We start from the raw sequence: 24,175 nt of genomic DNA on the forward strand, positions 1-24,175 counted from the left end.
GACTTTTATGCCAAGCAAGGTTCGCATCGCGCTTGACGCCATGGGGGGCGACGCCGGCGCCGCGGTGGTCATCCCAGGCGCCGCCATCTCGCTTCACAGGCATCGCGAGATCGAATTCCTGCTGATCGGGGACCGCGCCAAGATCGAGCCCGAGCTCGATCGCCACCCCGCGCTGAAGGCCGCCTCGAAGATCATCCATACCGATGTCGCGGTCAGCGGCGAGGAAAAGCCGAGCCAGGCGCTCCGGCGCGGCCGCAGGACCTCCTCGATGTGGCTTGCCATCGATGCTGTGAAAAAGGGCGAGGCGGATGTCGCGGTCTCCGCCGGGAATACCGGCGCGCTGATGGCGATGTCGCGCTTCCACCTGCGCACGCTGCCGGGCGTCGATCGTCCGGCCATCGCCGGCATGTGGCCGACCAGGCGCGGCGATTCCGTGGTCCTCGACCTCGGCGCCAGCATCGGCGGCGATACCCACCATCTGGTGTCGCTCGCCATCATGGGCGCGGCGATGGCCAGCGTGTTGTTCAACAAGAAGCGTCCCACGGTCGGCCTGCTCAATATCGGGGTCGAGGAGATCAAGGGGCACGAGGAGATTCGCGAGGCCGGCGAAATCCTGCGCGCCAGGAACCTCCCCGAACTCGACTATCTCGGCTTCGTCGAGGGCGACGGCATCGGCAAGGGAGTGGCGGACGTCATCGTCACCGAAGGCTACAGCGGCAACATCGCGCTGAAGGCCGCGGAGGGAACCGCACGGCAGATGGCGGAATTGCTCCGGGACGAGATGAAACGGGGCTGGCTGTCAAAGCTCGGCTATCTCTTTGCGCGCAACGCCTTCCAGGCCCTGCGGAACAAGATGGACCCGAACAAATCCAACGGCGGCGTGTTGCTGGGGTTGAACGGGATCGTGGTCAAGAGCCATGGCGGAATCGCTGCCGAAGGCTTTGCCTATGCGATTGATGTTGGCTATGAGATGGTCAAATTCGATCTCCTCAACAAGATCAATCAGATGCTCAACCGCGAAGGTGGTGCACTCAATTCCGTGCAAGCCGCGCAGGAGGCTGTTTCGTGACTCAAATTCGTTCGGTCGTGCTGGGCTGCGGCTCTTATTTGCCGGAGCAGGTGGTGACCAACGCCCAATTGGCGGCGCGCATTGACACGTCCGACGAGTGGATCGTGCAGCGCACCGGCATTCGCGAGCGGCACATCGCGGCCGAGCGCGAGTTCACCTCCCATCTGGCGCTCAAGGCAGCGCAGGCGGCGCTCGCCGATGCCGGCGTGGACGCGCAGTCGATCGACCTGATCGTGCTCGCGACCTCGACCCCTGACAACACTTTCCCCGCAAGCGCGGTCGCCGTGCAGCATGGGCTCGGCATCAACCATGGCGCGGCCTTCGACCTTCAGGCGGTGTGCTCGGGCTTCGTGTTCGGGCTCGCCACCGCCGATAATTTCCTGCGCACGGGCGCCTTCAAGCGCGCGCTGGTGATCGGCGCGGAAACCTTCTCGCGCATCCTCGACTGGACCGATCGCGGCACCTGCGTGCTGTTCGGCGACGGCGCCGGCGCGGTGGTGCTGGAGGCGCAGGAGCAGCCGGGCAATGCCGCGACCGACCGGGGGATCGTGACCACGCATTTGCGCTCCGACGGCCGCCACAAGGCGAAGCTGTTCGTCGACGGCGGCCCGTCCTCGACCCAGACCGTCGGCCATCTGCGCATGGAGGGCCGCGAGGTCTTCAAGCACGCGGTCGGCATGATCACCGACGTGATCGTCGACGCCTTCAAGGCGACCGGGCTCAATGCCGACAGCATCGACTGGTTCGTGCCGCACCAGGCCAACAAGCGAATCATCGACGCGTCCGCGCACAAGCTCCACATCGCGCCGGAGAAGGTGGTGCTGACGGTGGACCTTCACGGCAACACCTCGGCTGCCTCGATCCCGCTGGCGCTGTCGGTGGCGCGCAAGGACGGCCGCATCAAGCGCGGCGACCTGGTTCTGCTCGAAGCCATGGGCGGCGGCTTCACCTGGGGCTCCGCGCTGGTGCGCTGGTAAGCCACAGTCGATAAAATTTTGCCCGAATCAGATCGGATTATCGATGCGCCTGCATTGATGAGCGCTGTTGACCGCCGTATCGTAAGCTCATAATTTCAGACAACAATTGTTCGCCGTGATGTGGGGCAGGGCGATGACCGATCAAAGTAAAACCGTAACGCGTGTCGATCTGTGCGAAGCCGTCTACCAGAAGGTGGGGCTGTCGCGCACGGAATCGTCTGCCTTCGTGGAACTCGTGCTGAAGGAGATCACCGATTGCCTTGAGAAAGGCGAGACGGTGAAGCTGTCCTCGTTCGGCTCCTTCATGGTCCGCAAGAAGGGTCAGCGCATCGGTCGCAACCCGAAGACCGGCACCGAGGTGCCGATCTCGCCGCGCCGGGTCATGGTGTTCAAGCCGTCCGCAATCCTGAAGCAGCGGATCAACGCCCAGCACCGCACCAATGGCGACGCCAGCAAGGCGCAACCCGAGGCGTAATCCGCCTTCCGGATAAGGATTTGGCATTTGGACAAGGCGCCGGATGCGTTCCGAACCATCAGCGAAGTAGCGCAGGAACTCGACATTCCGCAGCACGTGCTGCGGTTCTGGGAGACGCGTTTCTCCCAGATCAAGCCGATGAAGCGCAGCGGCGGCCGCCGCTATTACCGCCCCGACGACGTCGATCTGCTCAAGGGTATCCGCCGTCTCCTCTACGGCGAGGGCTACACCATCCGCGGCGTGCAGCGGATCCTCAAGGAGCACGGCGTCAAATCGGTGCAGGGCCTCGCCGACAGCGCGGCCGCGGTCTCGTTCGGGGCTATCGAGGACGCCGTCGGCGCCAGCCTGATGGAGCCCGAGGAGGAGACCGGCGTCCGCGGCGCCCGCGATAGTGACGACGACGATTACCAGGGCGAGGAGGAGGAGGGCATCGACTTCCGCTTCTCCGAGACCGACGACGAGGAAATCCTCACCACCTTCCGCAAGGGCGGCACCCCCGCCGCGCCCGCCGGCCCCAGTGCCATCGACCGCGAGCGCCTCGGACGGGTGCTCGCCGAACTCATCGCCTGCCGCGAAATGCTGGATCAGGCGCTCAAGGACGCCTGACGCCGGATCTCCTTGGCTTTGGGGGCAGTTCCGGTGCTTTTCGGCAGAGGCACCAAAATCCAAAATGGTGTGACCTCGCCTTGCGCAAACCGGCGATCCTAGCTAATGGAACGACGTTCGGAGCGTGGCGCAGCCCGGTTAGCGCACTAGTCTGGGAGACTAGGGGTCGGAGGTTCAAATCCTCTCGCTCCGACCATTTTTCTAAATTGCATCAAGGTCAGTTCGGCGCCGTCGACATACGGCGCATCGCCTGTTTACAGCCGGTTTACAAATTCCGTTCAGCAAGCGTTCTGGGCACTCGGCAGGGAATATTGCACCTACCGTACCCAGCCACGATCTGTTAAGGCGAGTCAGCGCCACACCGCAATTACTGATGGTGGAAGCGCTGGGGGCTACGGCTGCAATGGCAGCGCACAAGTTCGATCACCCGCCGCTACTGGCGCCGGGGCGTCACTTTATGACGCTCCGTGAAATCGAGTCCCTTGCGTTCATCGATTTCATAGCCAAGCACGGCAGAGAAGAGAAAAGCTCTTCTATGCCTTGGAAGAGCTTGCCCAGGAGCTGCTTCGCGTAAAGCTTTCCTGCATAGCGTTCGTTGACGGCAATTTTCTTTCAGAAAAACCAGATCCCGGAGACGTGGATGTTCTTGTAAATATTGACGACGATGTGATGCAGAACTTGCTCCCAGAGGAAAGAATACTTATCGATGCTTTGAATTTAGAACACCATATTGCATTCGTAGACGATCGCAAAACAGGTGCCGGCAAGGACTCCCTGGATCAAATAGCTTCTTGGGACGAGCGTCGGCGTAAGTGCCGCCGCGAAGAACAATGCTCCCAACGCCAATCCGACGCCTGATAGAGATACCACGTACCGCCAGACGATCTGCGCGAGACTCTTGACGATGTTCATTCCGCCACTCTCTCCGATGCTGGCTTGTGATCGGGAAGCCCACGGCGGCAATGAACCTGCGCAGACGTGAATTGCGTGCGAGCAAGACCGGCAGCGCGCGAAGCATCCCGCCCAGGGATCATTTCGGACGAATGTCCTTGTAGATGATGCCGTCCTTCATGATCACGACGATTTTGTTCTCCGGATCGGCGATGAGGCGAATGTCCTCCAAGGGATTGCCGTCGACGAGCAGGAGATCCGCCAACGCGCCTTCTTCGACCACTCCGAGCTTGCCGGGATAGGGATTGCGCGCACCGGAGAGGGCAAGCAACTCTCCGTTTGCTGAAGTCGCCATTGCCAATGCTTCCGCCGGGGTGAACCAACGTGTGAGATCCACGATGCCCTGACCCTGATGCTCAGCCAACGCCGTGGAGAAGAGAATATCAGTCCCGAAGGCCGTCTTGATCTTGTATTTTTTGACAAACCCGTACGTGGTGTCGGTGCCAGCAACCACTTGGCGCATCTGCGCTTGTTGCACGGGAGGAAGCATGGCTGCGCCGCCAAGGTCTACGAATGGCTGTGTGCTCAACCAGATCTCCTCCTCCGCGAGGAGACGTGCGGTCGTCTCATCCATCAAATGACCATGCTCGATCACCTTGACGCCTGCAGCAACAGAGCGTCGGATGGCGTTTGGCGTATAGGCGTGGGTCGCCACATAGGTTCCCCAATCGGTAGCTGCTTCGACCGCCGCCCGCAATTCAGCCTCACTGAAGGTAGTCACATCCAGTGGGCTGAAAGGCGAAGCGACGCCGCCGCCTGCGGTCAGCTTGATTTGCGATGCGCCCTGCATGAGCTGTTCGCGCGTTCGCTTGCGAACCTCGTCGGGGCTGTCGGCGATCATGCTTCCACCGAGCTGCTCGACGCGGCTCGTTCCGCCAAGACTTTGCGGCAGCTCCCAGAGCTCACGGAAGTCGCCATGCCCTCCCGTGACTGTGATGACGGCACCCGACGGATAGATGCGAGGGCCTACCACGATCCCCTCATCGATGGCGCGCTTCAGCGCGAAGGCAGGGCCGCCCATGTCCCTTACGGTGGTGAACCCGCGCATCAGCGTAGCAGTGGCTTCCGCGCCCGCGAGCAGCATCGTGTAACCCAAGTCGCTCGAAAGCATTTGAGCAGGGGTCGGACGAACCATCGTCGCATGCCAATGCATGTCGCTGAGCCCGGGCATCAGCACGCGTCCACCGCTTGCTATAGTGCGAGTGTCCGGGAATCGATCGACCGGATTGGAAGCGATCGCAATACGCTCGATGGTGTTGCCCCGGATGAGGACATTCGATGGAGCGGAGAGCGCCTGACTCTTCCCATCGAAAATGCGCACATTCTCGAAAACTGTCAGGGCAGAGCGCTCCTGCGCCAGCCCAGGACTGAGAGCGGCGCATGACCAAAGAATGGTCGCCGCGCACGCGGCTTTTTGCATCCGCACAACGACTTCGGAGAGCATGTCGTTACCTCCTGCTTTGTGGGCCTAACGGTCACTCTGGCCTCGAATTCAGCCTTATTGATCGCTCAACGGACAGCGGCTGGGAGCGAGCTATCCGCCAGTCGCGATTACAAGCGGCACGTGGCCTAGGATGAAGGCAACCGAGGTCATCATCACCGCGCGGAAACGCAAATGTGCGCCCTGGATGGCCGCCTGCTCGAGTGTGGCCTCAAGCTGGGCCACCTATGCCTGTTTCGACGCGAGATCCGCTTCGAAGGGACCACGCTCAAGCCGATAGAGCTCATCGCCTTTGCTGATTTCGGCGCCTTCCTCGATCAGGCGCCGTTCTAGTAATGCATGACGCGAGCAACAAGGTTGACCCGATTGATCGCCTCGATCCGCCCGAGAAATTCACTGCTCTCGGTGATCGGCCGCTTGGCCGCCTCCACGATGCCGACCGCGGGTGGCGTGGCCGGAGTCGATTCGGCTTGGGCCGCTCCGCCGGCGACGACCATCAGGAGAGTTGCCCCCAAGAGCCTGATCGAGACGCCAGCAAGGATCATCATCCGCTCCTTGCACCGGACGTGGGGCCGGGTCAGTGTTTCCCCGGTGCCTCGCTACTCCCGCCGCATGCGATTGCTGCGTGCGGGTTCGTCATAGCCTTTGCGGCGGCTGTAGAACATGAGCGCGATCAGGCCGCAGCCGGTCACCAGCATCAGGATTGCAGCGCCTCCCAGGATGACGTTGCGGTAAAGCGGCATGGATGGCGTTGCCTGCCATACGGCCACGTAGTACCAGATTGCCGCGACGAGAAGAGCTGCCAGAAGGGTCCCGACGACCCATCGATTCGTGATGCGCAAAGCTGCCTCCTTCGTCTGATTAGGACTGGCGCGGGCTTCGTGACAAATCTGCTGTCGGCGGATTGCGCGCGTTGCGATCCTAGTGCCATCGCCATCCGCAGCGGCGACGACCGCGATGCCACCAGCAAACCCAGCGGCGCCGGCGCGGCCGGCCCCATCCCCGACGACGAGACGGCGGTCCCCATTGTGCTTGCGTCGGGAGGTCTGGTTGCTCGCTCGGCCGGCCGAGATCGTGAGCAATCGGCATCGCTTCCGCGGCCCCAATGAAACGAACCCCGATGGCGCCGATCGCCACCGCAGCAACGGCATTCTGGGCAAAGCCAAGAAAAGCCCGACGGCTCGGTGTGTCCATCATCTTTCGTCTCCTTTGTCAGGCGGTTCGCCGCGCTGTCTGAAGGGCGTAGAGCAGCCAAGCCACTCCGTGCGAAATCAAATCGACTCCCAGCAGGAATCCGAGCGCCCAGACGCTGATGGCCGGGAAGCCGAACACGATTAGGAAGCCGGCGACCAGCCCGATGACGCCGGAAACCAGCATCAGCCAGCCACCCTGTTGCCAATGTGCAAAGCTGAGCACGCACCGGATGATCCCCGATGCCAGCAGAACCGCCCCAAGCAGCGAGGTCAGGATGAGGGCACCGGCCGCCGGCTGCATAAGCAGCAGTAACCCGAACGCAAGATAAAGTATGCCGAGCAGGATCTGCCAAAGGAATCCGCCCCATCCCTTTGTCCAAAACGCGTGGATGATCTCGAACGCGCCGACAAGAATTGCGGCAAGCCCGATCAGCTTGACGCTGATGATCGTCGCGAACACGATGTCGCCCATCGCCAAGACGCCGGCCGCGATCATCACGACACCAAGGAGCGCGCATGTCCACCGGGAGCGAGAACCAAAGGTTCTAACGTGGGGGCTGCTGTCGTATGTGGCCACGCCATCCTCCCGCATTCCGGCGACTAATCCAGTTAGCGCCACGGAACGCTAGTCGCGGCCGCGCAATGCTGACATCCGATGAAACCCTGAATGTGTCAGGAGGAATATTCGCGGTGTCCCGAAGCCTGCCAGAAGTGCTTCCCTGGCGCCGCAGATGCGGGTTCAGGTGGTTCGCGCCGGAACAGATCGTGTGGGAAGGGAGCGCTCGAGGCGGAGGTCGGATGGGCGACTCTGCGAGCAAGCGCTGCGTCGCTCGGCTCTGAGTAGAGAGAGCCCGTTGCATGAATGACCACGAAGGTAATCCACAAAAACCCTCAGATTTGAATGGCAATGTGCGGATTTATCCGTTGACCGCTCGGTGATATGCCATGCGCTGCGATCAGCAAATAAAGCACACACTTGCACCGGTGCTTGATCAACGAAAGGGCCTGCGAGATGCGGAAGCTTTCGCTATTGGTGATTCTCCTTTCACTTGCAGGAATGCTCCCTTCGAGTGAATCCTTTGGCCAGAGCGCAATTCGGGGTGCCGTCATTGGCGGTGCCGTCGGCGGTCGTCGCGGCGCTGCCATAGGAGCTACGGCCGGAGCGATAGCCGGTGCCCACCGGCGACATCAACATTGGCATCGCTATTATTGGCGAAACGGCAGCTGCTGGTATCGCTCGCATAGTGGAAGGTCGCATCGCGTGTCGAGTCGATACTGCCGCTAAGTGAAGCGGCTCCGCATTATGCTTTCGGCCCGTCGAGCCGCTCGAACAACAGGGAGGATAACCATGATCATTTCGAAAATGGCGCCCGTTCTGGCCTTCACCTTCATTTTGTGTAGCGTCGGCTCTGCGAACGCCAAAACCTATTGTGCTCACTATATCGGCGGGCCGGAGCGTCTTGCCGCCTATTCACGACGCGGGCGGAATGTCGTGCGAGCGTGAGGGAAAGGGGTGGTGGAACTTGCTACGCGCAAGGAAGCAAGCCTAGAGAGCTTGGCCGCTGACCTTTCCGTATGGCCATGGTTGGAAAGCCAAGGCACAGCCAGGCGCTCGCAGGGATCAACGTCTTGAATCGCGCTTGGCCTGAGAGGCTTTCGTTGCCTGTGAGATACTGCCAATTCGCTTTCCGGATATCCTAGTCATGCGGCGTCGGCTGGGCTGAGGATTCATCCCATTTTTCGCTGCGTCGCCTGCCGCCGGGTAAGATGTGAAGTTGGCGTTGCGCCGCATCGCGAGGGCGCGACGAGCGGCATCAATATTCGCCAAACGCGCTTCCAGTTTCCGGATGCGACTTATCTCCTTGTTCAGGCGTTTAAGCGCGCCCGCGAAGACCTGCATCCGCTGCAGTGGGAGTTCGGTGGTTGCCGGAAAGCTTGAGCCGCGTGGTTCGGCTTTGCCTCTCCGTTCACGTTGCTTCTGTCTCACCAGAGTCTGCTCCTTGTCGCGCATCTGCCGCACGCGGATACGGAGCTTCTCCAGACCTGGCGGATCGAGAGCGTAGATATCCGGATGATGGGAAGCCCGGATCGCACCGTACTCTTCGTGGCTCACCAAACTTCGCTCGAATTTGCATGATATAGCCATAGAGGTCTCCTTCGTCGGCTGCGATCTATCGGCGCCCGCGCGGGCCGAGTGTCAGATTGGTGATCCCCGCTGCAAGGTTCAATCCGATCGACCGCTCGATGGACAGGGGCTGCAGCATGATTGAGCGGCGAGAGCCTCCGATGAGCACATTTGCTCCGAGGCCGGGACCCATCGCGACGTTGCCGCTCGCGCCGACATAATTTCCCCGCAAGGTGCCCGGTCCGACCCGCGAATTTCGTGCTAGGACGGTCCAGGACAGAGATCCTGCGCTGGTAACGCCTAGGTCGAGACCGACGCGCCTGATCCGGCCCTCATAGATGTACTGCTGGCGTGGCCGCGTCGCGGTGAACACGCAACGAAGCTCCTGCGTCGAGCCCAGGACGAGTCCCACACGCGGTGAACTGACGCAAATGAGTCTGCCCACCCTGAACGGCTCAGCTACGGCCGGCGTGGCAAGCACGTACATGACAGCGGATCCGCAGATGGCCGCGGCAAGCGAGCTAATTCGCATTCAACCCTCCGTTGCTGTGTTCGTGTTGACGGGGGACCCGCTTGTGTCTTGATCCTGGCGGCGAAGCCAAAAGGTGATGCCGAGGCCGATTAGCAAAACGGCGCCCAGCAGGAAGAAGATCACGGATTGCTGAAGCCAGGAGATTGCTGGGACCGTGATGCCCATGGCGACGCCGAGAAAGGCTATCTGCATCGACATCAGACTGACGCCGGCGAGGAATGTCCCGAGGGCAAGCAATGTGAGGAGAACGAGGCTTGTCGCGGGCGTTGGCAGCAATTGCTGAACACCGGACACTAGCATGATGTTCATCGCGACAAGAACGGCGATCCAGTGCAGGGCCTGAGTCCAGATTAGCCGCCAGCGCTCCTCCCTGCCACCGAGGTCGGGCCATTTGTCGATGACGCACACCACGCCGATCGCAAGCGCGAGGAACTCCCAATAGCCGACCAGGGGCTGGTGCGACGCATTGGTGTAGGCGACACCCGCGACAGCCAGAACTAGTGCGACGACGTAAGGAAGCTGCTGCCAGAAAAAGCGCGTCATCCCCGACGGTGTTGACGGCGTGATCGTTCCGGCGATACGTTCAGCCTCAAGCTTGATCATGCGGCACCTCGAGATTGCGCTGGTCGACCATCCGCGGGGGGGCGTCCCCGAGGTAATCCTCGACGTAGAACCTGATGATCGCCACCCGGCCGACAGCGACTAGCGGCATGGCGAGCGCGATGCCCATTACGCCAAACATGGCACCCAGCAGCACGATTGCCACCAATGTCCAAGCGGGAGGGATTTCGACGGCCTGGCGCTGGATCAGCGGGCCGACTACGTAGCCCTCGATTGACTGGATGATGGTATAGACGGCGACGGCCCAGATCAGCAGCGATGCGCCGAGCGGCATCGCGACGAGCGCGATCGGAATTGCGGCAAGGATTGGTCCGAGATACGGGACGAAGTTCGAGAAGCCCGCCTGCAAGCCAAGCACGAAAGGGCCGGGCAGGCCGATTAAATAGAGCGCTGCCCAGACGCACAGGGTCATTAGGACAACGCGGATCAGTTGCCCCACGAACCACAGTCGCAGGACACTACCCATCTGATCCATCACTTCGCGCGTCCGAGCGCGACACGATGGCTTCGCGAGCACAACGATGCTCTCGCGGTGGCTGGTAGGATCGAAAGCAAAGAGAATGCCGAGGAACAGGATAACCAGCGCGCCAGCCAGAAAGCTGGATGCTCCGCCAAGGACGCGCTGGGCGTGGCTGAAGAAGCGGCCTTGATCAGAGACCAACCATTGCGCAAAATCGCGGCCCCACTCCGGACCGAGCAGATCGACGCCGTAGGTCAAGAGATGCTGCTGCAGCACGTCTAACTGGGTGTCCATGACCTTCAGCAGAATGCGCGTTTGTTCCGGAAGTTTTCCTGCCCCCCAGACCAGCGCGAGTCCGACCGCTGCCGTGAGCAGCAGCAGCACGACGGTCAGCCGCCAAATGCGATTGAGTCGAACGACAGGAGCCGTTGCCCTGGCGGCCGCATCCAGGAGAGCCGCGAAGAGGACGCCTGCGAAAATGATGAGGAGGCTGGAGACGGTTTTCCAGGTCAGGAAGAGAGCCACGCAGGTCCCGAGCAGGGCCAGGCCGGTAGCGAGAAGACTGCGCTGCCCGTGTGCCACGACTGCAGCCTCGTGCGGCGCGTTGTCGCGTAGTTGGTCCGGTCCAATCCTCAGCTCGCTCATGGGGTAACTCGCGGGTCGCGAAGCGGTCGGTGTACCAAGCCTAAGTACGGATACGGCGACTGCCATAATGGGGATGAGAGCCGCCGCGATGCCGCCAGTAGCGATGCTTTGTCGGGTTGGTGTTGGTGTTTGGGGTCGCCGCGCCGGGCCCAGGTGTCGCAGCGGCAGGCTTGGGCGCGGATATGGCGGGGGCGGTCGTTTCTGCCCGGGCGAGGGTCAGCTGCGCGGTAGCAACCGACGCGGCCAGGGCCAAAGCGCCGTAGACGGCTCGGATATTCATGTTCGCCTCCACTTGACCAAGACTTCAGATCGAGATGGCTCCGGTCGCCAGTGCATAGACGCCGGTACAAGCGGCGAGCGCGAGCGCAGTAAAGATGATCGCCTCGAAAGGCTTGAAGACGGCCTCCTTGCGTTCGCGCCTGGCCAGAAGAAACAAAAGCGTTCCCGGGACGTACAATATCGACGACAGCAGGAGGAACGTGGCGCCGCCCGCGTATATCATGCCCATGGCGTAGACCGTTGCGACGGCCGAGCGGATCCCGTCGACGGCACGGGCGCGCTCCCCTGCATGGTAGGACTCGCCAAGATACGATAGCTTGAGGCCGTATGCCGCGACCAAGAAATAAGGGATCAGCGTCATCGCGCTGGTCATCTTCAAGGCGAGGGTGAATGCATATTCGGCGAACCAGGTGACCAGAACGAAGGCCTGGATGACGCAATTGGTGAGCCAGAGCGCGCCGGCCGGAACCTCGTGCTCGTTCACGCGCGCCAAAAACAAGGGCATCGTACGATTGATGGCCGCGGAATGCAGCACCTCCGCCGCGAGCAGCGACCAGGATAAATAGTTGCCAAGGATCGAGATGAGCAGGGCCACGCTGATGAAGATCGCACCCCAGTGCCCGACCATCGCTTCCATCACGCCGGCCATCGAGGGTGTCGACAGGCCCGCGAGCTCCTGCCGCGGAAGCACCCCGTAGGACAGCAGCGTCACGAGTACGAGAAGGCAGAGAACGGAAAGAAAGCCAGTGACCGTCGCAAACCCGATATCGGAGCGATCACGGGCGTAGCGCGAATACACGCTGGCGCCCTCAATTCCCACGAAGGCGAACACAGTGAGCAGCATCGTGCTTCGAACCTGTGAGGAAATCGCGGCCACGCCCGGCTGTTCGGTCCCCCAAAAATTCCTAGAAATCAGATCGGGATCGAGAACAATGAACGCCACGCCGATGAAAAGCAGGATCGGGATGATCTTGGCATAGGTCGCAACCGTGTTCAGGGTGGCCGCTTCCCTGATGCCTCGCAGCACCAGGAAATGGACGCACCACAGCAGGAGGGATGCTGATGCGATGGCCACCGGCGTCGTTCCGTCGCCGAAGATCGGGAAGAATTGTCCGATTGTCGCCTTGATCAGAATGAGACAGGCGACGTCCGCGATGCAGCATCCGATCCAGTAGCCGGCCGCCGAAGCGAAGCCAATATACTCTCCGAATCCCGCCTTGGCGTATGCATAGATGCCTGCGTCCAGGTCCGGCCTTCGGCGAGACAGCGCCTGAAAAACAAAAGCGAGCATCAGCATGCCAGTGCCCGCGATGCCCCAGGCGATTAACGTTCCGAGGACGCCCGTGGCATGTCCGAATGATGCGGGCAGCGCGAATATCCCGGAGCCAACCATCGATCCGACCACAAGTGCGACGAGCGCACTTCGCGAAAGCTTGGTGTCGACTTGTTTCGATGAAGGAGCCATGACGAGAATGGCTTTCCGCCGGAGATGGAGTGGCGCGCCGTCGGACTCGAGCGGGATAGGCGGCCACCCTTGGTCCCGACCTTAGAGCCGACGCTCGCCTCCGGACATCCGGGATTCTCTGTAGAAGAGAAAGCATGGAATCTGCGGACGAGCGTACCGCCGCGTTGAGGTCACTTTGGAATTACCGCGTCCGCTGCCCCCGGGGCGGCAGCGACCAGTATCAGGCCTTCACGGAAAAACTCGCCAGCCTTTGCGAGTTCTGCCGCAATACACCTGGCATGCAGGACGGCTGCGTCCTGGTCCGAGTGCTCATGTCCTGTCCCGTCCGGAGAGAGGCCGTATTTGTCGACGATGTGAAAGAAGTAGCGCATTCCAGACCGAGTAGGCTGGCGCAGCGCCTGCTTCCAGTGACAAACGTGTAAGAATCTAGACAAAAGGGATGAGGAACGCCGGATGGGCGCTTCCCGTTTCGACAAAGCTGCGGACCGGCGGCCCGCGAGATAGGTAATGTATCCCCCGGCAGTAGGGTGATCATCCGATGTTCCCGCCAGCGCCGGACCAGTAGCTTGGCTTGTTTCTGCGATCAGACGCGATGAGGGAGCCATGTCAAACTATGATCCTAATGCGACCGTATCGGAAGCCATGGGCGGCTCGCTCGCGATGGACGCTGGATTGCGCACGTACATGCTGCGCATCTACAACTATATGGCCGCAGGTGTAGGCCTCACGGCCCTCGCGGCATGGTTGACCTATCAGCTCACGAGCCCTGCATTGCTTCAGAGCCCGCTGATGTGGGTTTTCATCCTGGCGCCGCTCGGGTTGGTGTTTTTCATCGGAGCACGCATCAATACACTGTCGGCGGGAACGGCACGGCTGCTGTTCTTCGTGTATGCCGCTTTGGTTGGCGTCTCGCTCTCTACGCTCCTGCACGTTTACACCAGCGCTTCGATCACGCGCGTCTTCTTCATCGCAGCCGCAATGTTTGCCGCACTTAGCGTCTTCGGCTATACCACCAGGCGCGATCTGTCCGGGATGGGCAGCTTCCTGTTCATGGGCCTGATCGGCGTCATCATCGCCAGCGTGGTCAACCTCTTCATGAGATCGACAGGACTCGAATGGTTGATTTCGATCGTCGGCGTCGGAGTGTTTGCGGGACTCACGGCCTACGATACTCAACGGATCAAGGCGATGTACGACAATAGGGACGACGAGACAGCGACAGGCCGCAAGTCGGTGGTCGCGGCGCTGTCGCTCTATCTCAACTTCATTAATCTATTCATGATGCTCTTGCGGCTGATGGGCGGGCGACGCTAGGCGGCTCACGCCGCCGGTCGCTCCGCTGTGCTGGCGAGCGCGTCGCGCAGGATCTTCTCCTTGGTCTCGTCCAGAGACGTTTTCAGCACGATCCCGCCAGCGTCCTTGATCTCGTTGAGCACCTTGTCGGCTGTCATGTTCTTGATCAGAACGAAGAGGGCGGCGTTGCCGGGAGAGAGCGAAGCCGAGAGCTCCTTCACGAACGAGTCGTTGATGCCGAAATCCGACAAAGCACCTCCCAGCGCGCCTGAGGCTGCACCCAGTGCCACGCCGATGATCGGATTGAGAAAAAGTACTCCGATCAGGAGCCCCCAAAAACTTCCGGAGATCGCGCCAGTCGCCGTTGTGTTGACGAGCTGGTTGAGCTTGACGCTCCCGGTATCGGTCTTCACGGCAATGACGGCGTCGCTGATGCTGATCAGATACTCTTTTTGCAATTTGAGTAGCCGTTGCCGGACGTCTTCAGCCTTTGCTTCGTTCGGGTACACGATGGCGACCAGATCAGACATGGAGACCTCCTGAGAGTTTCAACCGGGGCAGCCTCCGGCGGGAAGGCCGATGCCCACCGCACGGTGCGGGGGTCGAGAATAAGCGGCGAGCTGCCGCCGCGGCATCCGAGAAAACCCTCAGGCGCGGGGAGAATGTCCCGGACCTTGCCTCGCAGCGAGTTCCTTTGATCGCGCCGGCTGACCCGGCCCTGGTCTAATTAGCGCCGAACATCAACGCGGCGAGCAGCAATGTGCAAAGCAGGAGGGATATGCCGGCGCTCGACCATTGACGGAGAACGTCGTCGCCCCATTCAACGAGGCTGCCAAATCCAAGACAGACGCGCCGGAACGGACCGATGATGCTCATCAGCGTCTTCCAGCCCGCCGAAATGCCGCCGGGACGGGGCCATGGACTGAGCAGGATGACGAGCGTCCCACCTCCAAGCATCGTTACGCCCAGTTTGACGAGCCCGCCGAATCCGGACAGTTTCGATGCCGCACCAGGTGGGATCGGCAGAAAGGTATCCCAAGGTACGAGTCCAAGCAGAAGCGAACAGAGCGCCAAAGCAAGCGCCGCCAGACCGCTGCTGCGGTGTGGAGTGCGGACAAGGACGATGGATTGATCTGGACGCGCAAGCGCATGCGAGAGGACGACCAGAACATACGCGGTCGTAAACATTCCGCCAGTGTGGAGCACGACGGCCCACCACCACTGTCCCGTCCTCGCCGTTTCCTCAAGCAAGAGCTCCTTCGCAAGCGACGCTCCGCTCGGCTGAATGCCCATCAGTGCGATGCCGCCTAATCCGAAGGCCATGACGCTCAAGGGCAGGGCTCGGGCGACGCCCCGTATCCCGGTGATGCGGTCATGACCCAGCCCGACATAGATCGAACCGACTGCCAGGAACATGGCCGCCTTGGCTGTGGCGTGGGAGGCCGCCTGAAGCACCCCGCCTGCTAGGGCCTGTCCGCTCTCGAGCCGGCCCGAGCTGTCGAGGGCGAGCGGAAACATCAGGAAGAGATATCCGATTTGAGCCAGTGTCGAATATGCCACGAGGAGCTTGAGGCGCTCCTGCCGCAAGGCCACGATGCTTCCGACCAGAATCGCGCCGGCTCCCAACGCTGCGAGAAATTGTGCGGCGGCATACCCGGGCAGGCCCGGCAGAACGTTGAACCAAAGCCGGAGGAGGATGAAGAACGAACCCTTCACGACCAGGCCGGACAGGATCGCGCTCGCTGCGGCCGGCGCGCCAGCGTGAGCGGGTGGCAACCAGAGATGCAGCGGAAAGAGCGCGGTCTTGGCGAGAAGGCCGGTCGTCATCAATGCCGCCGCGAGGAGCGTGACGACCCCTCCAGAAAGGCGCCGAGACAGCAGTTCGATATCCAGCGTGCCGTACACGCCATAGAGCAGGGCCGTACCCATCAGGTAGAGGATCGAACCGAGCAATGCGAAGAGAAGATAGCGCAACGCAGCCTGAAGCGTTTCTGCCCCGCCCCTGAGGGAGACCAGCGGTACGGCGGCGAATGTTAGCAATTCCAGCGCCACATAGAGCGTAAAGAGATCACCGCCCACGAAGATCGTATTCAGCGCCGCCCAGATCGCCAGCAACAGAACCCAGAATGCGAAGGGCGCGCGCGCGTCCGCTGCCGAAGGACGAAACTCTGTCGCAGCAAAGAGGGCAACTGCGCAGATCACGATTGCCGTCGTGGCGAGCATCACGACCGAGAAACCGTCCGCGCGCAGCGCCACGCCCAGGGGGGGTGCCCATGCGCCGAGCAGATAGACGAGGAGGCCGTCGCCTGCCGGCAAGGCCAGGCCGACTGCTACGGCGATTGCCGACCCGACCGGTACGACGGCAAAGGCGACCTGCCGGACGCGGCGGTCGCCGAGAGCGAACGCAAGCAGCACGCCCGCGACGGGTACGACGATTGACAGCACCAGCAAGAAGCCAGACGCGGTCGTTGCCGGTGCGGGGGCAGCGGGCAGCATCAGTCACCGGGTGAATCGGAGTGCAGGCTCGTCGGTGCGGGATTGCCGAGCGTGGTGGAGCCCGCGGTGTCGAACAACCGGAGCAACAAGGCGATCGCCAGGGCAGTTGCGGAAAAGGCGACCACGATGCCCGTGATCACCAGTGCCTGTGGCACCGGGTCGTTGCCAACGCTCGCCCCAGCGCCCCTGCGTCCGACCATGCCGAACAGAAGAAACACGCCGCTGCCGATCAGGTTGAATGCGAGGATCTTGCGGAGCGGTTGCGGGTTCGTAATCAGGCCGTACAGCCCAAGCCCAACCAACGCGGCGGCACACATTCCAAACACTGTTGCGCTGCTCATCATCGTGGACTCCTTTCCGGTGGGCCTGCGAGCAACAGGGCGAGAGTCGCCGCGATTGTCGAAATCATCGCGATCTCGATGCCGAGTATCAGGGGCTTTGCGAACTCATCCGGAAAGGCCAGGAACGCCGACGCGAAAAACAATCCTCCAAGGCCGACGAGAAGAAACAGGCCGGGCCCGGCCGTCAGGACAACCCGCAGCCCTCGGCTGCTCACTGGTGGAGTGTCCGTCAATCCGGCCATGATCGCCAGCAGCCACATCGACGCGAGAACAGCGCCGCCTTGGAATGCTCCGCCGGGGTGATCGGCCCCTGTCCACAACATGTAGACGCCAACGACAATGCCCGCGGGGGGCAGCAGTCGGGCGAGGAAGGCGAGCACGCCATCTGGATCGGCTTCGTGCCGGGGTCCCGGACGGCCACCCCAAGCCCCGTCCGACGCAAGAGACCAGACGCCAACGATGGCCAGCAGGAGCACGACCTTCTCGAGCATGGTGTCCATCCCGCGGAACGCCATGAGCACGTTGGTGACAGGGTTAGCCAGTCCGGTTGCGCCGGCATTCGAGACGACGGCCAGCGCAAGGGAGGGGGCCGGATCAGGCAGAAGCAGGATTGCGATGCCCAGCGCCGCCGCTGTCAAGGAACACAATATGGCCGCGCTCAGGCGAACGACCTGGCCGGGTCGTTCAGACGTAACCGCCTCGGCATCGCGCAATCGGGCAGCCGCCCCCAACAGAACGACTCCGCCCAGACCTCCGCCGATCGCGGCCTCGGTCAGTGCGACATCGACCGCGTCGAGGCGAACCCAGATCAGCGCAACCAGGAGTCCGTAGGCGACAAATCCCACCGTTGCAGGATAGGTCTCGCGGACAGCGATGGTCCATGTGGCGAGACCCAGCACCACGGCGACGAGGACGATCTCGAAGGCCGTTGCGATGCTCATCTGGCACCGCTCCGACGTACCGTACGTGCGATCAATTGCGACACCGTGGCGCCAGCAAGAAGCGCGAACACCCAGATGCTGATCAACTTCAACCCTTCCCGCAGGTTTCCTGCTTGGGGAAGCAGCCCGAGCACGACGAAGCCCAGGCCGAGATTGTCGGCCTTGGTCAGGGCGTGCAGCCGGGTCAGAGTGTCGGGAAACCGAAGGAGGCCGACCGTGCCAGCCAAGAAGAAGAACGCGCCCGCCGACACGCACGCAATCGTCACGATGTCTCGTACGAGGTTCACTTGTCCTCCGTTGAAACGGCCCCGTCGCTGTTGAGGCGGGACAGCCCCTTCTTGACGAATGCGATGGACGCGAAAGTGGCGAGCAGCGCCAGAATCAATGCCACGTCGACCGACGCGGGAACGCCTGTCACAGTGCCGAGCAGCAGCAGCACGGCAATGCCCCCGGTGCCGATCAATTGCGCGGCCATCATGCGCTCCGCGTCGGTGGGGCCGCGCAAGATCGATACCAGGCCGAGCGCCAGCAGTGCCAGGATCAGGCCGACCGCTGCGGTCAGGAACTCAGTCATTGTAGAGCGCCCGGACCAGCGCCGCTTCCTCGGCGGCGAGATCGGCGAGGACCGGCTGAGTGATGTCGAGACAATGATAGATGATATGGCCGCTCTCCTCTCCGGCTGGCACCGTCCCGGGCAACAGGCTGGTGAGCGTCGTGAACACGTTCTGCCGTACGCCACGGGATAGCTGGGTCGGATAGGCTAGAAAGCCCGGATGAAGCGGCAAACGCGGATTCAACGCGCGGCCAGCAACGTCCAACCCGGCTACGACCGAGTGATACAGGAAAAGCAGAACCAGGCGGGCAACGGCGGGAAGAGAACGCCGCGCGCTGCTCGGCTCCAGAAAGTAAAGGCTTGTCCAGGTCGCTGCGACAACTGCGGCTGCTGCCGCGGGAATGTCTCCGACCTGAGCGCCCGCGAGCACCAGCCAGAGGCAGCCGAACCCGGCCGCTCGCAAAGCCGCGCTCGACCATCGGCCCCTGGAGGCGTTTCGCGCCGGCTCGTCTGGTCTTCCCGAGTATTCGCTCATGCTCGAAGCCCTCGATCGGCGTCGCATGGCATTGCCGAGCTTCGGGGCGTCCGGAGGGACCGGCTCGGCCTGTTTGATGAGGACGGACCCAGACGGCAGCGTCGCATTGGGGATCTGCAGTTTGAGATCCATCTTCGGCCTTCGGCGTGACCGCGAGTAGCGGTACATCGTCATCCAGAATGGTTCAGAAGGTGCCGCCGAGTCGTTCGTCCGGCGCCACCTTCTTGGATGAGATTTCGCAATCGTGCCGCTCAGCCCGCGCAAGACTAGCGTGACGCCTGGCGCCGGAAGCAGCTTCCGCCTCGTCCGCTCCTGGATGCCCGGCATTGCTCCTCAGTTGAGTAACCACAGTGCGTCATGCCCTGTTTCTTCGAACACCATGATCCAGCCGCGTTGGCCGGAGTAGCCGTTGGCAGAATCGCCAACGTTCCCAGAATTGCGGCTGTGGCTAGGATAAACATTCGCATTTGAATTCTCCTGATCCGGCGGTTTGAGGCACGTTCAAGCGTCATCGTTCAAGTCGGTTTCGCGTCAGCCCGGCTACTTGCCGGTCATGCGAAGTACGAGTAGCGGACGGCTCTATTGCAGGGTGCTACTGCTTCACCTGACAATCCTATCATGTGTCGCCAGTCGAACAGGCGATATCGGGTGATTGCCTGACCGGGTTGTCGGGAATCTCCCAAGGCACGAATGCTCGCGCACATGATTACATCCGGATGAACAGGTAGATTTCCCGATGTTTGCGGCGGACCCCTTAGCCGAAAATGCCGGCGGCGAGACCGGGGATACCGCGACCTCGGGAAGGCCGATCTGCTTGGCGACACTCACTTCCGGAACGAAGAGCTCATGTCCACGCGTGGCAGCCATTCCACACCTCGACACGTCATTACTTTTGCGTTCGTGGCGGCGCTCTCGCCTGTGCTGGCAGGCTGCGGAAGAGAGACCGCAGCGGATGACCCGCCGGCGCCACGAATTGTGCGCACAGCGACCGTTGAAAAGCGCAAGATCACCACACCCCTGACGTTCTCCGGGCGGATCGAAGCAGAAGATGAAGTGAATGTTGCGTTCCGGATATCCGGGCGGCTTTTGAGCAATGACAGCAAGGTCGGCGACCGGGTCAAGGCCGGCCAGGTTCTAGCGCGATTGGAGTCCCAGAACGAGCTGAATGCGCTGCGCCAGGCGCAGGCGGCTCTCGCCGCGGCCCAGGGACAAATGACGCAGGCGCGCAATCACTTTGATCGTCAGGAGACGTTGCTGGCGCAGGGTTGGACCACACGTGTCAATTACGATGCCGCGACCCAAGCGCAGCAAACGGCCCGATCACAGGTCGATGCCGCCGAAGCGGCACTCAGTTCCGCGCATGACTTGGTCGGGTTCACGGAACTGAAGGCCGACGCGCCCGGGGTGATTACTGCGACCGGCCCGGGAGCTGGCGAAGTGGTGCAGGCGGGACAGATGATCGCGAGAATCGCGCGCCAAGATGGTCGCGATGCTGTCTTCGACGTGCCTTCCCAGTTGGTCCGGTCAGCTTCAGCCGAGCCGGAGGTCGATGTCAGCCTTGCGGATGATCCGGCGATTAACGCCAAGGGGCGCGTGCGCGAGGTTGCGGCGCAAGCCAGTGCCGTGACTCGGACCTTCGAGGTCAGGGTCGGCCTGACCGATCCTCCGGCGGCGATGCGCCTTGGGGCGACGGTCGTGGGGCGGGTGAGCACGAGCGCAGGTCCGATGATCGATATACCGGCCTCCGCCCTGACGAGGATGAACCAACGTCCCGCGGTGTGGATCGTCGACCCCACCCTCGGTACGGTCTCGGTGCGCAATGTGGACGTTCTGCGGTTCGATGAAGCCCAAGCGGTGATTGCGCAAGGACTGGATACCGGCGAGGTCATTGTCACCGCGGGGGTGCAGGCACTTCATCCTGGCCAGAAGGTCCGGGTTCTCGGATCAGAGCAATGAGTGGGGTCAATCTTTCCGATTGGGCGCTGAAACACCGCTCGCTCGTCGTCTACATGATGATCATTGCGGTGGTCGCGGGCGGTCTGTTCTATTTCCGCCTGGGTCGGAACGAAGATCCGGCCTTCATCATCAAGACGATGGTCGTTCAAGCCGCTTGGCCGGGGGCCTCCGTAGAGGAGACGATGAAGCAGGTGACGGAGCGCCTCGAACGTCGCCTGCAGGAAACACCGCATCTCGACTTCCTTCGCAGCTTCACGAGGGCCGGTGTCTCGACCGTATTCGTAAATCTAAAAGGTAGTGCCAGCGCGAGAGAGGTCACGGACACTTGGTACCACGTGCGCAAGTCGATCGGTGACATGCGCCATACGCTGCCCGCCGGAGTCATCGGTCCGGGGTTCAACGACGAATTCGGCGATACTTTCGGGATCATCTACGGCTTCACGAGCGACGGTTTTACCCAGCGCGAGCTGCGTGACCAAGTCGAGGAGATCCGCTCAAAGTTGCTGATGATTCCCGACGTGTCGAAAATCGAGCTCCTTGGCGAGCAGGACGAAGCGATCTTCGTCGAGTTCTCCACTAAGGAGCTCGCGGCAATCGGAGTCGATCGGTCCGCCCTTATTGCGGCCCTTCAGTCGCAAAACATCGTCCGCCCGGCCGGAACGGTACAGACGAGCGCCGAGAGTATCTCGCTACGAGTGTCCGGCGGCTTTCAGTCCGAGCAGGACATCGCCGGCATCAATTTTTCCGCGGGCGGGCGCATGCTCCGCCTGAGCGACATCGCGCGGGTGCGTCGCGGTTACACAGACCCGCCCCACCCGATGTTTCGAGTCAATGGAAAGCCGGCCATAGGACTCGCAATCGCCATGAGAGATGGCGGGGATATTCTTGCGCTGGGTGCGAACATCACCAAGGCGATGGCGCAGATTACCGCGGGACTCCCGATAGGCATCGAGCCCAGCCTGGTCGCGGACCAGCCCGTCGTGGTCAACCACGCAATTCGAGAATTCATGGTTTCGCTGCTGCAGGCCGTCGCCATCATCATGGTCGTCAGTTTCATCAGCCTGGGCGTGCGTCCGGGCCTGATCATCGCGCTGGCGATACCGTTGACGCTGGCTATCGTTATGCCGATCATGGGACTGCTCAGCATCGATATGCAGCGTATATCGCTCGGTGCGCTGATCATAGCGCTCGCGCTGCTGGTCGACGATGCCATGACCACGACGGACGCGACCCTGACCAAATTGGCGGAAGGTGCGAGCAAGATCGAGGCGGCTACTTTCGCCTACCGGACCCATGCGATGGCGATGCTCGCTGGCACGCTGGTGACCATCGCGGGCTTCATTCCTGTCGGCTTTGCGGCGAGCTCCGCTGGAGAATACACTTTCTCGCTCTTCGCGGTCGTCACCATCGCGCTGCTGGTGTCCTGGATGGTCGCGGTCATTTTCACGCCGCTATTGGGCGCCGCCATCCTTGTCCCGCCCGAGCGGGGCAAGTCGGCGGACCCGGGCAGGATTTTCCGGATATACCGTCATTTTCTGACCTTGGCGATGCGCGCGAAATGGCTCACGATCGCAATTTCCCTGGCGCTCTTCGTCGCGTCGGTCCTTGCAATGCCGCTGATCCCGCGGCAGTTTTTTCCGTCATCGGATCGTCCGGAGCTGCTGGTCGATATCAGCCTGCCGCAGAACGCTTCGATCTACGCGAGCGAAGCAGCGGCGAAGCGCCTGGATGCGGCGCTTGCGACCGACCCCGACGTGGCTCGGTGGAGCACTTATGTCGGACGGGGCGCCATCCGCTTCTACTTGCCCCTCAACGTCCAGCTCCCGAACGATTTCTTCACGCAGATCGTGGTGATCGCGAAGGACGTCGCCGCTCGGGATCGCCTGCATGTGAAGCTAGAAAAAACGCTGGCCGAAGAATTCCCCAAGGCGATCGCGTTCGTCTCGCCGCTCGAGCTCGGGCCGCCGGTCGGTTGGCCGATTCAGTACCGGGTCAGCGGGCCAGACGTCGAACGGGTGCGCGAGATCGCGCTTCAGGTCGGGCAGATCGTCGCGTCCAGTCCGGACACTAAGCAAACGAATTTCGATTGGATGGAGCCCGACCGGCAGGTCCGTATTCGCGTGGATCAGAACGAGGCGCGGCAACTCGGTCTGAGCTCACAGGCGATTGCGACCGTTTTGAACGCCGTCATCACGGGCACGCCTGTCACTCAGGTCCGCGATGATATCTATCTCGTCAACGTGGTGGCGCGCGCGACTGACGAGCAGAGGGTCTCGCTGGACAGTCTGCGCAACCTGCAAGTAGCGCTGGGCGGCGGACAGACCGTTCCTCTCAGTCAATTTGCTTCCTTCGAATATGACCAGGAATTCCCGCTCGTCTGGCGTCGGGACCGCGTTCCGACTTTGACGGTCCAGGCTGCCATCGACGGTGACAAATTGCCGGAAGGCGTTGTCGCCTCGCTGTTGCCGGCCATCGAGAAGTTCCAGAAGACCCTTCCGCCATCGTACAGAGTGGTCGTCGGCGGCACGGTAGAGGAGAGCCAAAAGTCGCAGGCATCCGTGCTGGCGGTCGTTCCAGTGATGCTGTTCGTCATGTTTACGGTCCTCATGGTCCAGCTCCAGAGCTTCCCGAGGCTGTTCATGGTCCTCAGCGTGGCGCCGCTCGGACTGATCGGGGTCGTCGCCGCGTTGATGCTTTCCGGGAGGCCGCTCGGCTTCGTTGCCATCCTGGGTGTCCTTGCGCTCTTGGGTATGATCAGCAAGAACGCGGTCATTCTGATCGGTCAGATCGACGCGGAGCGCGCGATCGGCAAGTCGCCTTGGGAAGCCGCGGTAGACGCTAGCAGCTCCCGGTTCCGGCCGATCATGTTGACAGCGATATCGACTGTCCTTGGGATGATTCCGATTGCGCCGACAGTGTTTTGGGGACCGATGGCATTCGCCATCATGGGTGGCTTGCTGGTTGCGACGGTTCTCACCCTCGTCTTCTTGCCGACGATTTATGTTGCCTGGTTCGGCGCGACCGACTCGGCAATCGACCCGGCGCTGAGCAAGACTCCGGAATCGGGAAAGCAAAGCCGGATAGGGGAATCCTCACCTTCGGCTAGGTAGTCAACCTGATGTGCCGGCCGTCGTGCGTCTGTGATGATCGGAGAAGCTATTCCAGTCGCCGTTCGCACCGACCGCCTGGTGGTTGCCATGTGCGACGCAGAAATCGTGTCC

General features: G+C 61.8%; 26 protein-coding genes, 1 tRNA gene and 3 pseudogenes. 10 read left to right on the plus strand and 20 right to left on the minus strand.

Annotated elements, in window-relative coordinates:
• The first annotated feature begins 7 nt into the window (after window positions 1-7).
• The 6 genes and pseudogenes from plsX to IVB41_RS35930 all read left to right on the plus strand — a co-directional run.
• Window positions 8-1,069 carry a phosphate acyltransferase PlsX gene (plsX, locus tag IVB41_RS22655; protein ID WP_247397223.1) on the plus strand — a complete coding sequence of 354 codons (1,062 nt, stop codon included), beginning with the start codon at window positions 8-10 and terminating at the stop codon, window positions 1,067-1,069.
• Window positions 1,066-2,046: a beta-ketoacyl-ACP synthase III gene (locus IVB41_RS22660; RefSeq protein ID WP_247435110.1), complete on the plus strand. Its 981-nt coding sequence runs from the start codon at window positions 1,066-1,068 to the stop codon at window positions 2,044-2,046. The genes plsX and IVB41_RS22660 overlap by 4 nt, the downstream gene beginning before the upstream one ends.
• Before the next feature lie 133 nt (window positions 2,047-2,179).
• Window positions 2,180-2,521, plus strand: a complete 342-nt coding sequence (locus IVB41_RS22665; RefSeq protein WP_018456841.1) for an integration host factor subunit alpha — start codon at window positions 2,180-2,182, stop codon at window positions 2,519-2,521.
• A gap of 27 nt (window positions 2,522-2,548) precedes the next feature.
• Window positions 2,549-3,127, plus strand: a complete 579-nt coding sequence (locus tag IVB41_RS22670; RefSeq protein WP_007611070.1) for a MerR family transcriptional regulator — start codon at window positions 2,549-2,551, stop codon at window positions 3,125-3,127.
• 118 nt (window positions 3,128-3,245) lie between these two features.
• Window positions 3,246-3,323: transfer RNA gene (locus tag IVB41_RS22675), tRNA-Pro, on the plus strand.
• Window positions 3,324-3,628: 305 nt separating this feature from the next.
• A pseudogene (locus IVB41_RS35930) lies at window positions 3,629-3,829 on the plus strand (DUF6932 family protein); the annotation flags it as partial.
• Between the two features lie 328 nt (window positions 3,830-4,157).
• Here IVB41_RS35930 and IVB41_RS22685 read toward each other — a convergent pair.
• Together IVB41_RS22685 and IVB41_RS35935 are read right to left on the minus strand one after the other, a co-directional pair.
• Entirely contained in the window at window positions 4,158-5,522 is a 1,365-nt protein-coding gene (locus IVB41_RS22685) for an amidohydrolase family protein (RefSeq protein WP_247435113.1), read from the minus strand.
• Window positions 5,523-5,618: 96 nt separating this feature from the next.
• Window positions 5,619-5,723 (minus strand): annotated as a pseudogene (locus IVB41_RS35935) (efflux RND transporter permease subunit); the annotation flags it as partial.
• Between IVB41_RS35935 and IVB41_RS22690 the strand changes: the two are divergent.
• Window positions 5,694-5,852 carry a hypothetical protein gene (locus IVB41_RS22690; protein ID WP_247435116.1) on the plus strand — a complete coding sequence of 53 codons (159 nt, stop codon included), beginning with the start codon at window positions 5,694-5,696 and terminating at the stop codon, window positions 5,850-5,852. The pseudogene IVB41_RS35935 and the gene IVB41_RS22690 overlap by 30 nt on opposite strands.
• On the opposite strand, the gene IVB41_RS22695 is transcribed toward IVB41_RS22690, so the two are convergent.
• The 10 genes and pseudogenes from IVB41_RS22695 to IVB41_RS35945 all read right to left on the minus strand — a co-directional run bounded on the left by IVB41_RS22695 (window position 5,849) and on the right by IVB41_RS35945 (window position 13,444).
• On the minus strand, window positions 5,849-6,067 hold the full coding sequence (locus IVB41_RS22695) for a hypothetical protein (protein ID WP_247435119.1): 219 nt from the start codon (window positions 6,065-6,067) through the stop codon (window positions 5,849-5,851). The genes IVB41_RS22690 and IVB41_RS22695 overlap by 4 nt on opposite strands.
• A gap of 51 nt (window positions 6,068-6,118) precedes the next feature.
• Entirely contained in the window at window positions 6,119-6,601 is a 483-nt protein-coding gene (locus IVB41_RS22700; protein WP_247435120.1) for a hypothetical protein, read from the minus strand.
• A 19-nt stretch (window positions 6,602-6,620) separates the two neighbouring features.
• Window positions 6,621-6,716 (minus strand): annotated as a pseudogene (locus IVB41_RS35940) (twin-arginine translocation signal domain-containing protein); the annotation flags it as partial.
• A 15-nt stretch (window positions 6,717-6,731) separates the two neighbouring features.
• Window positions 6,732-7,304 carry an HdeD family acid-resistance protein gene (locus IVB41_RS22705; RefSeq protein WP_256464250.1) on the minus strand — a complete coding sequence of 191 codons (573 nt, stop codon included), beginning with the start codon at window positions 7,302-7,304 and terminating at the stop codon, window positions 6,732-6,734.
• Window positions 7,305-8,333: 1,029 nt separating this feature from the next.
• Window positions 8,334-8,825 (minus strand): hypothetical protein, encoded by a 492-nt coding sequence (locus tag IVB41_RS22710; protein WP_247435127.1) that lies wholly within the window; start codon window positions 8,823-8,825, stop codon window positions 8,334-8,336.
• 58 nt (window positions 8,826-8,883) lie between these two features.
• Window positions 8,884-9,369: a DUF992 domain-containing protein gene (locus IVB41_RS22715; protein ID WP_346770865.1), complete on the minus strand. Its 486-nt coding sequence runs from the start codon at window positions 9,367-9,369 to the stop codon at window positions 8,884-8,886.
• Window positions 9,370-9,972, minus strand: coding sequence for a hypothetical protein (locus tag IVB41_RS22720; protein WP_247435133.1), 603 nt, complete (start codon window positions 9,970-9,972; stop codon window positions 9,370-9,372). It abuts the gene before it with no gap.
• Complete coding sequence (locus IVB41_RS22725) at window positions 9,959-11,095, minus strand: AI-2E family transporter (RefSeq protein WP_247435136.1); 1,137 nt, start codon at window positions 11,093-11,095, stop codon at window positions 9,959-9,961. The genes IVB41_RS22720 and IVB41_RS22725 overlap by 14 nt, the downstream gene beginning before the upstream one ends.
• A 304-nt stretch (window positions 11,096-11,399) precedes the next feature.
• On the minus strand, window positions 11,400-12,839 hold the full coding sequence (locus IVB41_RS22730) for a basic amino acid/polyamine antiporter (RefSeq protein WP_247435140.1): 1,440 nt from the start codon (window positions 12,837-12,839) through the stop codon (window positions 11,400-11,402).
• 170 nt (window positions 12,840-13,009) lie between these two features.
• Window positions 13,010-13,444, minus strand: coding sequence for a DUF6894 family protein (locus IVB41_RS35945; protein ID WP_407062496.1), 435 nt, complete (start codon window positions 13,442-13,444; stop codon window positions 13,010-13,012).
• Here IVB41_RS35945 and IVB41_RS22735 point away from each other — a divergent pair.
• Window positions 13,443-14,153 (plus strand): Bax inhibitor-1/YccA family protein, encoded by a 711-nt coding sequence (locus tag IVB41_RS22735; RefSeq protein WP_247435144.1) that lies wholly within the window; start codon window positions 13,443-13,445, stop codon window positions 14,151-14,153. The genes IVB41_RS35945 and IVB41_RS22735 overlap by 2 nt on opposite strands.
• Before the next feature lie 5 nt (window positions 14,154-14,158).
• On the opposite strand, the gene IVB41_RS22740 is transcribed toward IVB41_RS22735, so the two are convergent.
• From IVB41_RS22740 to IVB41_RS22775, 8 genes are all read right to left on the minus strand, one after another.
• A complete protein-coding gene (locus tag IVB41_RS22740; protein WP_247435147.1) occupies window positions 14,159-14,662 on the minus strand; it encodes a DUF1269 domain-containing protein in 504 nt (167 codons plus the stop codon).
• Between the two features lie 193 nt (window positions 14,663-14,855).
• Entirely contained in the window at window positions 14,856-16,628 is a 1,773-nt protein-coding gene (locus IVB41_RS22745) for a complex I subunit 5 family protein (protein ID WP_247435150.1), read from the minus strand.
• Window positions 16,628-16,972, minus strand: coding sequence for an NADH-quinone oxidoreductase subunit K (locus tag IVB41_RS22750; protein ID WP_407062497.1), 345 nt, complete (start codon window positions 16,970-16,972; stop codon window positions 16,628-16,630). The genes IVB41_RS22745 and IVB41_RS22750 overlap by 1 nt, the downstream gene beginning before the upstream one ends.
• Window positions 16,969-17,910, minus strand: coding sequence for a hydrogenase subunit MbhD domain-containing protein (locus IVB41_RS22755; protein WP_247435152.1), 942 nt, complete (start codon window positions 17,908-17,910; stop codon window positions 16,969-16,971). Before IVB41_RS22755 ends, IVB41_RS22750 begins: the two co-directional genes overlap by 4 nt.
• Window positions 17,907-18,197 carry a monovalent cation/H(+) antiporter subunit G gene (locus IVB41_RS22760; RefSeq protein WP_247397259.1) on the minus strand — a complete coding sequence of 97 codons (291 nt, stop codon included), beginning with the start codon at window positions 18,195-18,197 and terminating at the stop codon, window positions 17,907-17,909. Before IVB41_RS22760 ends, IVB41_RS22755 begins: the two co-directional genes overlap by 4 nt.
• The gene (locus tag IVB41_RS22765; RefSeq protein WP_247356195.1) at window positions 18,194-18,484 is read right to left on the minus strand and encodes a monovalent cation/H+ antiporter complex subunit F; all 291 of its coding nucleotides are present in this window, start codon (window positions 18,482-18,484) and stop codon (window positions 18,194-18,196) included. The genes IVB41_RS22760 and IVB41_RS22765 overlap by 4 nt, the downstream gene beginning before the upstream one ends.
• Entirely contained in the window at window positions 18,477-19,130 is a 654-nt protein-coding gene (locus IVB41_RS22770) for a Na+/H+ antiporter subunit E (protein ID WP_247435156.1), read from the minus strand. Before IVB41_RS22770 ends, IVB41_RS22765 begins: the two co-directional genes overlap by 8 nt.
• A 134-nt stretch (window positions 19,131-19,264) precedes the next feature.
• Window positions 19,265-19,510, minus strand: a complete 246-nt coding sequence (locus IVB41_RS22775) for a DUF3551 domain-containing protein (protein WP_346015280.1) — start codon at window positions 19,508-19,510, stop codon at window positions 19,265-19,267.
• 334 nt (window positions 19,511-19,844) lie between these two features.
• Between IVB41_RS22775 and IVB41_RS22780 the strand changes: the two genes are divergently transcribed.
• Together IVB41_RS22780 and IVB41_RS22785 are read left to right on the plus strand one after the other, a co-directional pair.
• Window positions 19,845-20,954, plus strand: a complete 1,110-nt coding sequence (locus IVB41_RS22780; protein WP_247435160.1) for an efflux RND transporter periplasmic adaptor subunit — start codon at window positions 19,845-19,847, stop codon at window positions 20,952-20,954.
• Window positions 20,951-24,064 (plus strand): efflux RND transporter permease subunit, encoded by a 3,114-nt coding sequence (locus IVB41_RS22785; RefSeq protein ID WP_247435163.1) that lies wholly within the window; start codon window positions 20,951-20,953, stop codon window positions 24,062-24,064. The genes IVB41_RS22780 and IVB41_RS22785 overlap by 4 nt, the downstream gene beginning before the upstream one ends.
• Window positions 24,065-24,175: the final 111 nt, after the last annotated feature.

The organism is Bradyrhizobium sp. 44, assembly GCF_023073095.1.
GTDB lineage: Bacteria > Pseudomonadota > Alphaproteobacteria > Rhizobiales > Xanthobacteraceae > Bradyrhizobium.